The organism is Erwinia sp. 1181_3 (genome assembly GCF_052824965.1).
In genome coordinates, this window is sequence record NZ_VTDE01000002.1 from 780,664 (window position 1) to 795,708 (window position 15,045).

At 52.6% G+C, this 15,045-nt stretch carries 18 protein-coding genes; 12 read left to right on the forward strand and 6 right to left on the reverse strand.

What is annotated here, in order from left to right:
- Positions 1-14 precede the first annotated feature (14 nt).
- The 12 genes from lptE to lipA all read left to right on the forward strand — a co-directional run bounded on the left by lptE (position 15) and on the right by lipA (position 11,055).
- Positions 15-614, forward strand: a complete 600-nt coding sequence (lptE, locus tag FY046_RS08055) for an LPS assembly lipoprotein LptE (RefSeq protein ID WP_133845591.1) — start codon at positions 15-17, stop codon at positions 612-614.
- Positions 611-1,642, forward strand: coding sequence for a DNA polymerase III subunit delta (holA, locus tag FY046_RS08060; RefSeq protein WP_446185935.1), 1,032 nt, complete (start codon positions 611-613; stop codon positions 1,640-1,642). The genes lptE and holA overlap by 4 nt, the downstream gene beginning before the upstream one ends.
- The gene (gene nadD / locus FY046_RS08065; RefSeq protein ID WP_133845595.1) at positions 1,635-2,291 is read left to right on the forward strand and encodes a nicotinate-nucleotide adenylyltransferase; all 657 of its coding nucleotides are present in this window, start codon (positions 1,635-1,637) and stop codon (positions 2,289-2,291) included. The genes holA and nadD overlap by 8 nt, the downstream gene beginning before the upstream one ends.
- Before the next feature lie 133 nt (positions 2,292-2,424).
- On the forward strand, positions 2,425-2,742 hold the full coding sequence (gene rsfS, locus FY046_RS08070; RefSeq protein WP_062745328.1) for a ribosome silencing factor: 318 nt from the start codon (positions 2,425-2,427) through the stop codon (positions 2,740-2,742).
- 3 nt (positions 2,743-2,745) lie between these two features.
- Positions 2,746-3,216: a 23S rRNA (pseudouridine(1915)-N(3))-methyltransferase RlmH gene (rlmH, locus tag FY046_RS08075; RefSeq protein WP_056240011.1), complete on the forward strand. Its 471-nt coding sequence runs from the start codon at positions 2,746-2,748 to the stop codon at positions 3,214-3,216.
- Positions 3,217-3,249: 33 nt separating this feature from the next.
- Positions 3,250-5,154, forward strand: coding sequence for a peptidoglycan DD-transpeptidase MrdA (mrdA, locus tag FY046_RS08080; protein ID WP_133845598.1), 1,905 nt, complete (start codon positions 3,250-3,252; stop codon positions 5,152-5,154).
- Positions 5,155-5,160: 6 nt separating this feature from the next.
- Entirely contained in the window at positions 5,161-6,273 is a 1,113-nt protein-coding gene (gene mrdB, locus FY046_RS08085; RefSeq protein ID WP_133845600.1) for a peptidoglycan glycosyltransferase MrdB, read from the forward strand.
- Between the two features lie 11 nt (positions 6,274-6,284).
- Positions 6,285-7,442 (forward strand): endolytic peptidoglycan transglycosylase RlpA, encoded by a 1,158-nt coding sequence (gene rlpA / locus FY046_RS08090; protein ID WP_159337440.1) that lies wholly within the window; start codon positions 6,285-6,287, stop codon positions 7,440-7,442.
- 100 nt (positions 7,443-7,542) lie between these two features.
- Complete coding sequence (dacA, locus tag FY046_RS08095; RefSeq protein WP_133845604.1) at positions 7,543-8,754, forward strand: D-alanyl-D-alanine carboxypeptidase DacA; 1,212 nt, start codon at positions 7,543-7,545, stop codon at positions 8,752-8,754.
- Between the two features lie 137 nt (positions 8,755-8,891).
- Entirely contained in the window at positions 8,892-9,155 is a 264-nt protein-coding gene (gene ybeD / locus FY046_RS08100; protein ID WP_062745316.1) for a DUF493 family protein YbeD, read from the forward strand.
- A 75-nt stretch (positions 9,156-9,230) separates the two neighbouring features.
- A complete protein-coding gene (gene lipB, locus FY046_RS08105; protein WP_420361217.1) occupies positions 9,231-9,899 on the forward strand; it encodes a lipoyl(octanoyl) transferase LipB in 669 nt (222 codons plus the stop codon).
- A 190-nt stretch (positions 9,900-10,089) separates the two neighbouring features.
- Complete coding sequence (lipA, locus tag FY046_RS08110; RefSeq protein ID WP_133845608.1) at positions 10,090-11,055, forward strand: lipoyl synthase; 966 nt, start codon at positions 10,090-10,092, stop codon at positions 11,053-11,055.
- A 59-nt stretch (positions 11,056-11,114) separates the two neighbouring features.
- Here the strand turns inward: lipA and tatE are convergent, their stop codons facing one another.
- From tatE to FY046_RS08140, 6 genes are all read right to left on the reverse strand, one after another.
- Positions 11,115-11,318, reverse strand: coding sequence for a twin-arginine translocase subunit TatE (gene tatE / locus FY046_RS08115; RefSeq protein ID WP_133845610.1), 204 nt, complete (start codon positions 11,316-11,318; stop codon positions 11,115-11,117).
- A 173-nt stretch (positions 11,319-11,491) separates the two neighbouring features.
- A complete protein-coding gene (locus FY046_RS08120) occupies positions 11,492-12,295 on the reverse strand; it encodes a deaminated glutathione amidase (RefSeq protein WP_133845776.1) in 804 nt (267 codons plus the stop codon).
- Positions 12,296-12,320: 25 nt separating this feature from the next.
- Complete coding sequence (locus FY046_RS08125; RefSeq protein WP_133845612.1) at positions 12,321-12,746, reverse strand: GNAT family N-acetyltransferase; 426 nt, start codon at positions 12,744-12,746, stop codon at positions 12,321-12,323.
- Positions 12,747-13,147: 401 nt separating this feature from the next.
- The gene (cspE, locus tag FY046_RS08130) at positions 13,148-13,357 is read right to left on the reverse strand and encodes a transcription antiterminator/RNA stability regulator CspE (RefSeq protein ID WP_004156612.1); all 210 of its coding nucleotides are present in this window, start codon (positions 13,355-13,357) and stop codon (positions 13,148-13,150) included.
- Positions 13,358-13,507: 150 nt separating this feature from the next.
- Positions 13,508-14,077, reverse strand: a complete 570-nt coding sequence (gene pagP / locus FY046_RS08135; protein WP_133845614.1) for a lipid IV(A) palmitoyltransferase PagP — start codon at positions 14,075-14,077, stop codon at positions 13,508-13,510.
- Between the two features lie 835 nt (positions 14,078-14,912).
- Positions 14,913-15,014: a hypothetical protein gene (locus FY046_RS08140; protein WP_445224722.1), complete on the reverse strand. Its 102-nt coding sequence runs from the start codon at positions 15,012-15,014 to the stop codon at positions 14,913-14,915.
- Between the last annotated feature and the right edge of the window lie 31 nt (positions 15,015-15,045).

The window sequence follows — 15,045 nt, forward strand, 5'->3', positions numbered from 1 at the left end:
TGTCTGGAGGAATTGTGCGACATCCTATAGTCTCTCTGTTACTCAGCCTGGCGGTGTTGATCACCGCCGGTTGTGGTTACCATCTGCGCGGCACCACATCGGTGCCGCCGGAAATGAAAACCCTGATTCTCGATACCGCTGACCCGTACGGTCCACTGACTCGCGAGGTGCGTGAACAGTTAAGACTGAACGATGTTAACATTATTGATAATCCGCAAGAGCGCACCGATGTCCCTTCCCTGCGTCTGATGGGCGAAACTCGGGGTCGTGATACCGCCTCGATTTTCCAGGACGGTAAAACGGCGGAGTATTCAATGGTGATGACTGTTAATGCTCAGGTACTGGTACCCAATAAGGGCATCTATCCAATCAGCGCCACGGTGTATCGTTCATTCTTTGATAACCCACTGGCAGCGTTGGCGAAAGACTCTGAACAGCAGATCATTGTCAATGAAATGCGAACTCAGGCCGTGCAGCAGCTGGTGCGCAAGCTTCTCACCGTGCATGCGGCTGAGAACGATGCGTCAATCAACACGCTTGGCAATACCCCCTCAGCGGTCGACCGTTTACCGACTGATCCGGGCAGTATGTCGGACAGTTCTTACACACGATGATCAGGATTTACCCTGAACAGCTAGGCGCGCAACTCCGTGAGGGGCTGCGCGCCTGTTATTTATTGAGTGGTAATGAACCGCTGCTGCTGCAGGAAGCGCAAGATGACATTCGTGCCGCCGCCCAGCAGCACGGCTTTACCGAACACTTCAGTGTCACACTGGAAGCGAGCACCGACTGGCAGGATATTTTTGCCATCTGTCAGGCGCTCAGTCTGTTTTCCAGCCGCCAGACACTGCAACTGACTTTGCCAGAAAATGGCCCCAATGCCGCGACAGGTGAACAACTGCTCACCCTGTCGACACTGCTGCACAGCGATATTCTGCTGGTGCTGCGAGCCGCCAAACTGACCAAGGCGCAGGAAAATAGCGCCTGGTATAAAGCGCTCAGTGCACAAGGTGTTGTGGTTCCCTGCCAGACGCCGGAACAGGCGCAACTGCCGCGCTGGGTTTCTGCACGCGCCAAAAAGCACCAACTCACGCTGGATGATGCCGCTAATCAGCTGTTGTGTTACTGCTACGAAGGCAACCTGCTGGCTTTGTCGCAAGCGCTGGAGCGGCTTTCGCTGCTGTGGCCGGACGGAAAGCTGACGCTACCCCGCGTTGAGCAGGCGGTAAACGATGCTGCGCACTTTACCCCTTTCCACTGGGTAGATGCCCTGCTGGCAGGTAAAAGCAAACGCGCCCTGCACATCCTGCACCAGATGCATTCCGAAGATAGCGAGCCGGTGATCCTGATGCGAACCCTGCAACGCGACCTGCTGCTGCTGGTGACGTTACAGCGACAAATGGCACAGACGCCGCTCCGCACGCTGTTCGATCAGCATCGCGTCTGGCAGAACCGCCGTACGCTATTCAGCGATGCATTACAGCGACTGAGTGCCATGCAACTCGCCCAGGCGGTAAGGCTGCTAACGCAGATTGAGTTAACACTAAAACAGGATTACGGCCAGTCTGTTTGGTCTGAGCTGGAAACCCTGGCGCTGATGTTATGCCATCCATCATTCCCGACGAGTTTTTGTGATGTCTGATCGCTACGCGCTCCATGCGCTGTTCGGTGGCACATTTGACCCGATTCATTACGGTCACCTGAAACCAGCAGAAGCACTGGCCCATCTCACCGGGCTGGAAAAAGTGACATTATTGCCGAACAACGTCCCGCCACATCGTCCACAGCCGGAAGCCACACCAGAACAGCGTGTGGCGATGGTAAAACTGGCGATTAGCGATAACCCGCTGTTTGACCTTGATCTGCGGGAAATGCAGCGCGACACGCCGTCTTATACTATCGACACGCTGGCAGCCCTGCGCCTTGAACGCGGTGACCGACAGCCACTCGCCTTTATCATTGGTCAGGATTCCCTGCTCACCTTACACAAATGGCATCGCTGGCAGGATTTACTGTCACTTTGCCACCTGCTGGTCTGTCAACGCCCCGGCTATCGCAGTGAAATGGAGACACCAGAGCTGCAACGCTGGCTTGACTGTCATCTGACAACACAGCCACAGGTGCTACAACAATCGCCCGCCGGTAATATTCTTCTGGCTGAAACACCGTTGATTGATATTTCCGCCACGGAAATCCGCGCTCGCCGCCATCGGGGCCAGTCGGATGTCGACCTGCTGCCCCCGGCAGTCAGCGACTACATCGATCGCGAGGGTTTATATCGTAACCTCTAACAGCGTGATATACTGCGCCGCTCAAATTTTCAGGGCGTAAGCCCCGCAAACACACAATGTTACGGTTATCATTTCGGCTGACATAGCTTATATGAGATAACCCATCAGACTTAAAATCCCAAGGGGGAACCTTTTGCAAGGTCAAGCACTCCAAGACTTCGTCATTGATAAATGTGACGATTTAAAAGCTCAGGACATCATTGCTATCGACGTTCAGGGCAAATCAAGCATCACCAGCTGCATGGTTATCTGCACCGGTACATCTACACGTCATCTGGTTTCAATCGCAGAACACGTGGTACAGGAAGCCAAGCTGATCGGTCTGGATGCATTTCGCGTGAACAGCCGTGCCCCAAGTGACTGGGTAGTGGTTGATCTCGGTGAAGTCATTGTTCATGTGATGGAAGCTGAGAGCCGTAAGCTCTACGAACTGGAAAAGCTCTGGAGTTAAACCGTGAAGCTTCAACTGGTCGCCGTCGGCACCAAAATGCCTGACTGGGTACAAACTGGTTTTATGGAATATCTGCGGCGTTTTCCCAAAGATATGCCCTTTGAACTGGTTGAAGTGCCCGCCGGAAAGCGCGGTAAAAATGCGGATATCAAACGCATTCTGGAAAAAGAAGGCGAACTGATGCTGGCCGCCGCAGGAAAAGGCAACCGCATCGTCACGCTGGATATACCCGGCCAGCCGTGGGAAACCCCGCAGCTTGCCAGCCAGCTGGAGCGCTGGAAGCAGGATGGCCGTGATGTCAGCCTGTTTATTGGCGGACCGGAAGGCTTGTCACCCGCCTGCAAGGCTGCGGCGGAACAAAGCTGGTCACTCTCGGCGCTAACCCTGCCCCATCCGCTGGTACGCGTATTGGTTGCAGAGAGTTTATATCGTGCATGGAGCATTACTGCGAATCATCCTTATCATCGCGAATAGCGAATAAGGCTAACCGGACTGACAAAGCAGCGGATGAAATTACAACGTAACTCCTTTCGTGACTACACCGCCGAGCAGACTCTGTTTGTTCGCAGGGCTCTGATTGCATTTTTTGGCATTATCACACTTTCCGGTGTTCTGGTGGCCAATCTTTACCACCTGCAAATCATCCGCTTTGATGACTACAGCACGCGCTCCAATGAAAACCGCATCAAGCTGGTTCCTGTCGCACCGAGTCGCGGTATTATTTACGATCGTAATGGCGTCCCGCTGGCGCTTAATCGCACCATTTATCAGCTTGAGCTGATGCCCGAAAAAGTGGAGAACCTGCAGCAGACGTTGCAGGAACTTAAACCGATTATCGATCTCACCGATGACGATATCGAAGCCTTTCAAAAAGAGCGCAAACGCTCGCGCCGCTTTACGTCTATCGCGGTGAAAACCAGCCTGAACGATGTCCAGGTGGCGCGTTTCGCCGTGAACCAATATCGCTTCCCCGGCGCTGAAGTCAAAGGCTACCAGCGTCGCTATTATCCCTACGGATCTGCCCTGACCCATGTGCTGGGTTACGTGTCGAAAATTAACGATCGTGACGTCGAGCGCCTGGACAAAGAGGGTAAATGGCCGAACTATGCTGCCACTCATGACATCGGCAAACTGGGTATTGAACGCTACTATGAAGATGTTCTGCACGGTAAAACCGGCTACGAAGAAGTAGAAGTTAACAATCGTGGCCGCGTGATCCGCCAGTTGCATGAGCAATCCCCTCAGGCCGGGCGTGATATCTACCTGACCATTGATCTTAAACTTCAGCAATATATCGAAACCTTGCTGGCGGGTAGCCGTGCGGCAGTGGTGGTAACGGATCCGCGGAATGGCGAAATCCTGTCGATGGTTTCCATGCCAAGCTATGATCCAAATCTGTTTGTCGATGGTATCTCGAGTAAAGATTACAACGGCCTGCTGCATGACGAAAACCGCCCATTGATTAACCGTGCCACCCAGGGTGCCTACCCTCCCGCCTCGACGGTGAAACCGTATATTGCGGTCTCCGCCCTGACGGCAGGTGTTATCACCCGCAATACCAGTTTGTTTGACCCCGGCTGGTGGCAGCTGCCCGGTTCTGAGAAGCGCTTTCGTGACTGGAAACGCTGGGGTCATGGTCGTCTGAATGTCACCAAATCGCTGGAAGAATCTGCCGATACCTTCTTCTATCAGGTCGCCTATGATATGGGCATTGACCGTCTGGGCGAATGGATGAGCAAATTCGGTTACGGTCATCTTTCGGGCATCGATCTGATCGAAGAAACCCCGGGTAACATGCCCACGCGCGAATGGAAAATGAAGCGCTTTAAGAAACCCTGGTACCAGGGTGATACCATCCCGGTGGGCATCGGCCAGGGTTACTGGACCGCGACACCGGTGCAGATGAACAAAGCGCTGATGATCCTGATTAACGACGGTGTGATTAAAACGCCACACCTGATGATGGACACCATGCAAGGCTCGGTGAAAGTGCCGTGGCGTCAACCCCCGGCTGCGCCTATCGCGGATATTCACACCGGATACTGGGAAATTGCGAAAGACGGGATGTATGGCGTGGCGAACCGTCCAAACGGTACGGCGCGTAAAAGCTTTGACGATGCGCCCTATAAAATTGCCGCCAAGTCCGGTACCGCGCAGGTATTTGGCCTGAAAGCGAACGAAACCTACAACGCCCACAAACTGACTGAGCGCCTGCGTGACCATAAACTGATGACCGCGTTTGCGCCTTATGATCACCCACGCGTGGCCGTCAGTATTATTCTCGAAAACGGCGGCGCAGGCCCGGCAGTCGGTACGATCATGCGCCAGATACTCGACCATATTATTCTTGGCGATAACAATACCAACCTGCCTGACGCTGCACCAACGCCGCCAGGCTATGAAGGCGAATAACCGGTTATGAATGATAGCCATCAAAAACGGACAATCTGGACTCGCATCCACGTTGATCCTCTATTTTGCCTCATCATTACCGCGCTGCTGATCTACAGTGCGCTGGTGATGTGGAGTGCCAGCGGCCAGGATCCCGGCATGATGGAGCGCAAGCTCGGTCAAATCGCCATGGGCGTGATTGTCATGCTGGTGATGGCGCAGATCCCACCACGCGTCTACGAAGGGTGGGCACCCTATCTGTATATTGTCTGCGTGATCCTTCTGATTGCGGTCGATGCGTTCGGTCATATCAGTAAAGGCGCACAGCGCTGGCTGGATCTCGGCGTGGTACGATTCCAACCATCGGAAATCGCTAAAATAGCCGTACCACTGATGGTGGCGCGCTTTATTAACCGTGATGTCTGCCCGCCTACGCTGAAAAATACCGCTATCGCGCTGGTACTGATCTTTATGCCGACCCTGCTGGTGGCTGCACAGCCCGATCTGGGAACGTCGATCCTGATTGCCGCTTCCGGGCTTTTTGTCCTTTTCCTGTCTGGCATGAGCTGGAAACTGATCGCTGTTGCGGTGCTGCTGGTCGCCGCATTTATCCCGATCCTGTGGTTCTTCCTGATGCACGACTATCAGCGCGATCGCGTGATGATGTTGCTGGATCCGGAAAGTGATCCGCTGGGGGCGGGTTACCATATTATTCAATCGAAGATAGCCATCGGCTCTGGTGGCCTGCGCGGGAAGGGGTGGCTGCATGGAACCCAGTCACAGCTGGAGTTTTTACCGGAGCGTCACACGGACTTTATTTTTGCCGTACTGGCCGAAGAATTAGGATTAGTCGGGGTGCTGGTTCTGCTGATACTCTACGTGCTGCTGATTATGCGCGGCCTGATGATGGCCGCCCGCGCGCAGACAACCTTTGGTCGCGTGATGGCTGGTGGAATGATGCTGATCTTCTTTGTTTATGTTTTTGTTAACATTGGCATGGTGAGCGGCATTCTGCCCGTTGTTGGGGTACCGTTACCGCTGGTGAGCTACGGGGGTTCCGCGCTGATCGTCCTGATGGCCGGGTTCGGGATCATTATGTCGATTCACACCCATCGAAAACTGTTGTCGAAGAGCGTTTAAGAGGCATAAACATGCGTAAGGATTGGCTTTGGATTGCCCTGGCTTCAGCATTGCTGGCAGCCTGTACTACTGACAGCGACCAGCAGGCGCCCGTCACCCAACAGCAAGCGACCTATAACGGCCCGGTGGTCGAGATTGGCGGTGCGGAGCCTCGCTATGAACCGATTAATCCCGGCACCAGCCAGGATTACTCGGTCAACGGCAAAAATTATAAAATTGTCAAAGATCCATCGAACTTCAGTCAGGTTGGCCTGGCTGCATGGTATGGCGAAGAAGCCAACGGCAACCGTACCGCAACGGGCGAAACCTTCGATCCGAACGCCATGACGGCCGCACACCCCACGCTGCCTCTGCCCAGCTACGTCCGTGTGACCAATATTGCCAATGGCCGTATGATTGTGGTGCGCGTCAACGATCGCGGCCCTTACACGCCAGGCCGTATTATTGACCTGTCTCGTGCGGCAGGCGACCGCCTTAATATCTCCAATAACAGCAAAGTCCGCGTCGATTACATTGCTGTCGCACCGGATGGCAGCCTGTCAGGCCCGGGGACGGTTGGCACTACCGTGGCGAAACAGAGCTATGCACTGCCCTCGCGCCCGGAAATTGGTGGCGGTATGACAATGGGCGGCGGTGCTGCTTCGACACCCGTGATGTCATCATCACCATCACAGCCCGCACAGTACTCCAGTCCGCAGCCACAGGAAATGGAACAACAGTCACGTCCGGTGGATAACGGCTCGCTGAACAGTGATAACACCATGGGCGCTCCCGTGCGCAGCAGTGGTTTCCTTGGCGCGGCACAACCCTTACCGGGCGGCGTACTGGAAAGCAGTGAACCGGTCGCGGTAACACCTTCCGCTTCTTCAGCCCCTGCTGCTGTCGCGGCCCCAACGGCAGCAGCAGCAGCTTCACGCCCTGCAACGGGTGCCACCGGCAATTATGTGGTGCAGGTTGGCGCACTGAGCGATGGTCCACGTGCACGCCAGCTGGCAACCAGTTTGGGTAAACAGTTCGGCGTTCCCGGCTCAGTAGACAGCCGTGGCAATGTGTATCGCGTCCAGCTTGGTCGTTTCACTTCGCGCCAGCAGGCCGCCGCATTACAGCAGCGCCTGGCGAGTGAAGCACAGCAACAATCGTTTATTACTGTCGCACCTGACGCAATGTAATTCTCCACCGATCCGCCAGATTTAGGCGGGTCGTGGCAGGATGATTTTGCTATAGTGAGTCACTTTTTTTAACCTAGCCCATGGATGTTGTTGTCCTTACATGAACACTCTGAAGCCATCCCGACTGCTCAAACGCCTGACTACAGGCACGCTTATCGCCCTCAGCCTCAATGTTGTCGCTTATGCTGACGACCTGAACATCAAGACCATGATCCCCGGCGTACCGGAAATTGATGCTGAAGCCTATGTCCTGATCGATTACAACTCAGGGAAAGTCCTGGCTGAGAAGAATGCCGATGCGCGCCGTGACCCGGCGAGTCTGACAAAAATGATGACCAGCTATGTCATCGGCCAGGCGGTCAAAGCCGGTAAAATCCATCAGGATGATATCGTCACCGTCGGGAAAGATGCCTGGGCCACCGGCAACCCGGTGTTCAAAGGTTCGTCTCTGATGTTTCTGAAGCCTGGCGACCGCGTACCGGTCTCCCAGCTGACGCGCGGTATCGTACTGCAATCAGGTAATGATGCCTGTGTGGCCATGGCCGATTATGTTGCCGGCAGTCAGGATGCGTTCGTGGGCCTGATGAACAACTACGTGAAAGCGCTGGGCCTGCAAAACACTCACTTCCAGACGGTCCACGGTCTGGACGCTGAAGGGCAGTACAGCTCTGCGCGCGATATGGCACTGATTGGCCGCTCACTGATCCGTGATGTGCCGGACGAATACGCTGTTTATCACGAGAAAGAGTTCACCTTTAATAATATTCGCCAGACCAACCGTAACGGTTTGTTGTGGGATACCAGCCTCAACGTTGACGGTATTAAAACCGGCCACACCGATGCGGCAGGTTACAACCTGGTGGCCTCTGCGACCGAAGGCCAGATGCGTTTGATCTCCACCGTGATGGGCGGCCACACCTACAAAGGGCGTGAAACCGAGAGCAAGAAATTGCTGACCTGGGGCTTCCGCTTCTTCGAAACGGTGGCACCACTGAAAGCCGGGAAAGAGTTTGCCTCTGAGCCTGTATGGTTCGGTAACAGCGATCGTGTGCAGCTGGGCGTGGAAAAAGATGTGTTCCTTACCATCCCTCGTGGCCGCATGAAAGACCTGAAAGCCAGCTATACCCTGAGCAATACCGAGCTGCATGCTCCCTTGCAGAAAAACCAGGTCGTCGGCAGCATCAACTTCCAGTTGGACGGCAAAACCATTGAACAGCACCCACTGGTGGTGCTGAATGATATGCCGGAAGGTGGCTTCTTTGGCCGCATCATTGATTATATCAAACTGATGTTCCACCACTGGTTCGGTTAACCACAGATCCGGGTTGGGCATGCCCGACCCCTACGCGATCGCTCACATCTTGAAATTAATCTCTAATATCCCCATATTGTGAGTATCTGTTTACTCCCGCTGCGGCGGGAGTCCTTGTTGGTGTCACCGGAGTCCATATGAAAACCAATCTTAAAGAACTGCTCGAATTCCCCACCTCTTTTACCTATAAAGTGATGGGTCTGGCACAGCCGGAGCTGGTCGATCAAGTGGTTGAAGTGGTGCAGCGTCATGCACCAGGTGACTACTCTCCGGATGTTAAACCAAGCAGCAAAGGCAATTATCATTCGGTGTCGATTACCATCACCGCCACCCACATCGAACAGGTCGAAACCCTGTATGACGAGTTGGGTAAGATTGAAATTGTCCGCATGGTGCTGTAACCCTGACGTTGGCGGGGGCAAGCTGGCTCTTGCCCTGTGCCAACGTTATACTGTTCCCCTCGTTACCCAACCGGATTGTCCGTTTTGCCTCACACTAGCCTGATTATCCGCCAACTCGGCATGCAGCCCTGGGCGCCTGTTTCTCTCGCCATGCATCAGTTCACCGACCAGCGTGACGATAATACGCCGGACGAGATCTGGCTGGTGGAACACCCCCCGGTGTTTACTCAGGGGCAGGCAGGAAAAAGTGAACACCTGTTAATGCCCGGCGACATTCCAGTCATGCAGAGCGATCGTGGCGGCCAGGTGACTTATCATGGCCCCGGTCAGCAGATCATGTATGTGATGGTGAATCTGAAGCGTCGTAAAACGGGCGTACGCCAGCTGGTTACCGCCCTTGAACAAACGGTGATCGATACACTGGCGCATTTTTCCGTGACCGCCAATGCGCGCCCCGATGCCCCGGGTGTCTATGTTGACGGCAAAAAAATCTGCTCATTAGGGCTGCGGATCCGCAATGGCTGCTCCTTTCACGGCCTTGCGCTGAATATTGATATGGATTTAACCCCTTTCCTGCGCATTAACCCCTGCGGCTATGCCGGAATGGAGATGACACAGCTGGCGGCACTCACTGCCTCTGCGACACCTGCCGATATCCAGCCGTTGCTGATCAAAAATTTTGCTCTTCAACTGGCAATAACTGACGTTTCCTGGAGCGAAAGTACGGAACTCCCGCTAAGATAGGGGGCAAATACGTATGTTGCTTTACAATTCTGCAACGCTTTCTCGCACAGTCAGGCTGAATCTGCTGCGAGGAGATGATATAATTTTTGCGCTTTATCAAAAAAAGTTGAAAATCACCAACTCATTGAGTGTTAGCGGCTGTTTTGTATACGAATAGATTGCCGCAATCCAACCTGGAACCTGCAAGAATATGAGTAAACCGATCGTGATGGAACGCGGTGTAAAATACCGCGACGCAGACAAAATGGCATTGATCCCGGTGAAAACCGTGATGACCGAGCGTACGGAGATTTTACGTAAGCCAGACTGGATGCGTATTAAACTTCCTGCCGATTCCAGCCGTATTCAGGGCATCAAAGCCGCGATGCGTAAAAATGGTCTGCACTCCGTTTGCGAAGAGGCTTCCTGCCCTAACCTGTCTGAATGTTTTAACCACGGCACGGCCACCTTTATGATTCTGGGCGCCATCTGTACACGCCGCTGCCCGTTCTGCGATGTGGCCCACGGCCGCCCGGTAACACCTGATGCCAATGAACCCGGCAAACTGGCACAGACCATCGCGGATATGGCACTGCGCTACGTGGTGATCACCTCGGTTGACCGTGATGACCTGCGCGATGGCGGAGCACAGCACTTTGCTGACTGTATCCGTGCTATCCGTGAAAAAAGCCCTGCGATTAAAATCGAAACGCTGGTGCCTGATTTCCGTGGTCGTATGGACCGCGCACTGGAAATTCTGATTGATACACCACCGGATGTGTTTAACCACAACCTGGAAAACGTGCCGCGCGTTTACCGCCAGGTACGTCCGGGTGCTAACTATGACTGGTCACTGAAATTGCTGGAGCGCTTTAAAGAAGCTCACCCGGACGTTCCAACCAAGTCAGGCCTGATGGTGGGATTGGGTGAAACTAATGCAGAAATCGTTGAAGTGATGCGTGATCTGCGTCGCCATGGCGTGACCATGCTGACCCTCGGGCAATATCTGTCGCCAAGCCGCCACCATTTACCCGTACAGCGCTATGTGAGCCCTGCTGAGTTCGACGAAATGAAAGAAGCCGCAATGGATATGGGCTTCACCCATGCAGCCTGTGGCCCGTTCGTACGTTCGTCATACCATGCTGATCTGCAGGCGAAAGGGTTGGAAGTAAAGTAATCCTTCTGCCCGGAGCAAAAAAAACGGATGACAATGTCATCCGTTTTTTTTGAGCAGAATTACTCTTTGTGAGAGATCTGTCCGGCGTTTTTCTCTTCTGACGAGGCTTTCTGCGCAGAAGAATCATCGTCATTCATCGCCTTCTTAAATCCCTTTATGGCCGAACCTAAATCCCCTCCCAGGGTGCGCAGTTTTTTGGTTCCGAATAACAGGACGATTAACGCGCCAACGATCAGCAATTTGCCAAGACTGAGACCTTCCATACTTACCTTCTTTCATTTATCTGACCGTCACAACGGTCGGTAACAGGCGAGTATTAACGCGCTGATGGCGTGAAATTACAACTGCAATCTGTAACAGAATATGCGCTGTATTGGCGCAGCGTGACTGACCAGATTTAACGTCCCCAGCATCAGCGCAATAGCGTGTTATTTCATTACTGAGTCTTCCCACAATCAAGTTCAGGGCGGGCAAAGCGACGATTCTCTAATACCGGCAATGCACGGCGTGCATCGGCAATACGCTGTGGGTCGACCTCGGCAAACACCAGTGCCGGGCCTTCTGCGGCTTTGGCAATCGCCACACCGAGCGGGTCAACCACCAGGCTATTGCCGATATTACGCGGGCCGCACTCACCCACCGCGACCACATAACAGGTATTCTCCAGCGCTCGGGCGGTCACCAGCACCTCCCAGTGCATCTCTTTCAGCGGCCCTTTCACCCAGGCAGCAGGCAGTACCAACAGGTCAGCACCGTCCAGCGCCAGGCGACGTGCCAGCTCAGGGAAGCGGACGTCATAACAGGTCATCAACCCGACCTTCAACCCGTCCACATCCACCAGCGAAGGGACATTATTGCCCGCCGTGACATTGCGCGACTCCTGCATCGCAAAGGCGTCATACAGATGCAGTTTGTCGTAACGGGCAATAATCTCACCGTTACGTATCGCCACCAGCACATTCAGCGCCCGTCCATCCGCCGTCGGTACGTGCACCGTCATCATCGTCGTCAGCGTATTCGCCCGACTGGCGGCCAGGACCTGGCTGAGGAACGGGCCATCAAGCGGCTGCGCCGCTTTTAGCACCAGGTCCGGGTCGGTAATATCACGCGCCAGCACCCCTTCTGGCAGCACCAGCAGTCTTGCTCCCTGCTGCTCTGCCTGAGCCATTAAGCCGATGCAGATATCGGCGTTATCTTGCCACTCACGGCTCACGGCGAACTGTCCTAATGCCACTTTCATCGTCATCGTTATGCTCCTGGGGCGGTCAGGTCAAATCTTTGATGTGGTAGCGTGGTGATTCCTGGTAACCCTCGCGCGCGTAAAACGCATTCGCCTTTTCACGACGCTCATGGCAGTGTACCTCGACCCGGTCACAGCCACGCTCCATTGCCAACTGCTCAGCATGTTGTAACAGCTGCTGCCCGGCCCCTTTGCTGCGCTCACCTTCGGCAATGCAGAAATAGCTGATACGGGCAAAATCCCCTGCCAACGCAAGCTGTGGAATAAAATGCAACGACAGAAACCCCAATACCGTATTTCCCTGTTCGGCAATAAGAAGTTGTTCAGTCTCGTCGATCATCAGTTGAGCCAGCCTGCGCTCAATAAAAGGCGCGGTATCCGCATAGCCCAGTTCTGTTAACAATGCGCTGAGGGCAAAAGCATCTTTCGATTCAGCCAGACGAATATTCATGGTCATTCTCCGCAATATGCCAACAAGCCGGGTGAACAGGTGAAAACTTCTGCCTATGTTTATAGCTGTAGCAAGGCAGTCCCTGCAAGGAGCCAGATCACAGGGTAATGTTACAAAAGCTAATTCGTGTAAGGATCCCCTTAATTATGGCGTGCAACCCCCTATTTTAATGTTTCCTTAATAATCGCACGGCACACTGGTCATCATTCAGCCAACAGAGATGATCGCCATGAACCTTCTTCCCCGCCACAAAAATGAGTATCTTGCCGTCCTGCTGGCCTGTACTGCGACTGTTGCCTGGCTAATGCAGTATTTCAACACGTAGAGACATACTGTGCCCCCGGATCGCAGGCGAAAAAAAACCCGCCATTGGCGGGTTTTTAAAAATTCTGTCTGATAACTTAAATAGCGGCAACGTTAGCAGCAGATGGGCCTTTGGCACCGTTGGTGATTTCGAACTCTACGCGCTGACCTTCAGCCAGAGTTTTGAAACCATTGCTCTGGATGGCAGAGAAGTGTACGAACACGTCTTTGCTACCATCTTCAGGAGTAATGAAACCGAATCCTTTGGACTCATTAAACCACTTAACGCTACCTTTGATCTTAGACATCTATATTACCTTTACATGAAAAATGGACACTAAACTGTGTCGGGGGTTAGTACAGCAATTGCCAAGGCTTTTGTCCAGTAGCCGAGGACGAAAAAGTGATAAATATCGCCTTTTTTTACCCGACATCATTTTTACGACAAACCCCGGAGATTAAAACTGCCAGCGCAGCCAGGCGAAGAAAACATTGCCGTTATTGTAAGTTCCTGGAATGTAAGTCATCTGGAAAGTTGCAGGCCCATAGCCGACTGAGGCCAGCGGCAGCACCAGTGGGATCGGGATGTAGTTCCAGTTATCACGCATTGTTACCCCGGCGGTATAACCCAGACCAAGGCGGAAGTCAGGGTCATTAAGCGGTCGCCAGGTTTTCTCCCAGCCATAACCGCCAATCGGTTCCCACTTATTATAAGAGTCCTTAAACACCATCAGATAGATGCCATTCCAGTTACCCTTTTCGTCATAACGTGAAACACCGCCACCCGCGCCCCAGGGACGTTCATTGTAGCGGTCCGTTTTCTCTTTGTCGTAAGTCCAGCGGTTATGCCAGGTAATAGCAGGGACATAGAGATCGACAGTTTGTGGTTCATTCCATGTCTGGCTAACGTTATCACTGAAGGAATGCCAGGTATCAGCAATCCCATCTCCGAGAGTTGCCGCATGCGCGCTGCTCAGAGTCAGCCCACCGAGCAGGGTTGAAAGTAATAAGGCCGGTTTTGTGTTCACGATAAATTCACTGCTCCCTGGATGATCGCTGTATGCAACATCCTCAACGTTAGTCAGAAACCCTGACCAAATGTATTACCCGTTCTGGTAATAATTATAAACAAAGCACTTAAACACTCCATTAATCACCGAAATATATCCCATCAGTAAAAAGAGCATTCCCGTTATTTCACATTATAAAACATCGGTGTAGGTAAGAAAAAATATAATTCAGCTGAGAAAATATCACACCAGGAAAACTCGTAAACTTCAGTAGTAATCTTTCCAAAAAGTGAAAAAAACCTTCACAGCGCTAATCAATCAGTAAAAATTCGGTGAAGTTTACTTGATGAAAATCATTGTACAGTGAATGAAATGACTGTTTTTATCCTCAATAATTCGAAAAAACTGATAAAAAAACCGTAAACACTACAAAAATCATACTATTAGCCGTTAATTCACAAAGCTAATTAATGAATATTATTTATAGATCTCCTCGGAATTTTTGATAAGATAATTCTCATTGAATAGCACTCAGGAAGAGTAGAGGTTGTGAAAATGCTAAGGTGTGGCAGGTGCGGAAGTTCAAAATTTATATTCACGACGCGTAATGATAGTACTGAATATCACGGGGCTGCTTGTGCAGTCTGTCATAAGCGTCTGAATCCACATGATGTCTGCATCCGTTCTGCGGAATCGGTTTCAGTATGGCCAGCGAAAAAAGGCGATAAGCATGCCGTATGCTACTTTACGGATAAACCCTTACGCGGCTGATGTTGACGGAATGACGTTGAGTACGGGGCCAGCAAACTGCTGACCGCCGTGTTAAAACGGAATAATGCTTATCCACATACCGTTAGAAAATAAGCTTGAATACACCGGTAATAGTCAGCAGACCGACAATAAAGATGATCGCAATAATCCAGAGAATAATTTTCATTCCATGCCCTCTTCTCATAAAAAAAGTCACTACAACGTAGTGACTTAAG

Excerpts from the sequence above, each read along its gene's own strand:
- holA (WP_446185935.1), top strand. The coding sequence starts at position 611 with ATGATCAGGATTTACCCTGAACAGCTAGGCGCGCAACTCCGTGAGGGG.
- nadD (WP_133845595.1), top strand. The coding sequence starts at position 1,635 with ATGTCTGATCGCTACGCGCTCCATGCGCTGTTCGGTGGCACATTTGAC.
- mrdA (WP_133845598.1), top strand. The coding sequence starts at position 3,250 with ATGAAATTACAACGTAACTCCTTTCGTGACTACACCGCCGAGCAGACT.
- mrdB (WP_133845600.1), top strand. The coding sequence starts at position 5,161 with ATGAATGATAGCCATCAAAAACGGACAATCTGGACTCGCATCCACGTT.
- rlpA (WP_159337440.1), top strand. The coding sequence starts at position 6,285 with ATGCGTAAGGATTGGCTTTGGATTGCCCTGGCTTCAGCATTGCTGGCA.
- dacA (WP_133845604.1), top strand. The coding sequence starts at position 7,543 with ATGAACACTCTGAAGCCATCCCGACTGCTCAAACGCCTGACTACAGGC.
- ybeD (WP_062745316.1), top strand. The coding sequence starts at position 8,892 with ATGAAAACCAATCTTAAAGAACTGCTCGAATTCCCCACCTCTTTTACC.
- lipA (WP_133845608.1), top strand. The coding sequence starts at position 10,090 with ATGAGTAAACCGATCGTGATGGAACGCGGTGTAAAATACCGCGACGCA.
- tatE (WP_133845610.1), bottom strand. The coding sequence starts at position 11,318 with ATGGAAGGTCTCAGTCTTGGCAAATTGCTGATCGTTGGCGCGTTAATC.
- FY046_RS08120 (WP_133845776.1), bottom strand. The coding sequence starts at position 12,295 with ATGAAAGTGGCATTAGGACAGTTCGCCGTGAGCCGTGAGTGGCAAGAT.
- FY046_RS08125 (WP_133845612.1), bottom strand. The coding sequence starts at position 12,746 with ATGAATATTCGTCTGGCTGAATCGAAAGATGCTTTTGCCCTCAGCGCA.
- cspE (WP_004156612.1), bottom strand. The coding sequence starts at position 13,357 with ATGTCTAAGATCAAAGGTAGCGTTAAGTGGTTTAATGAGTCCAAAGGA.
- FY046_RS08140 (WP_445224722.1), bottom strand. The coding sequence starts at position 15,014 with ATGAGAAGAGGGCATGGAATGAAAATTATTCTCTGGATTATTGCGATC.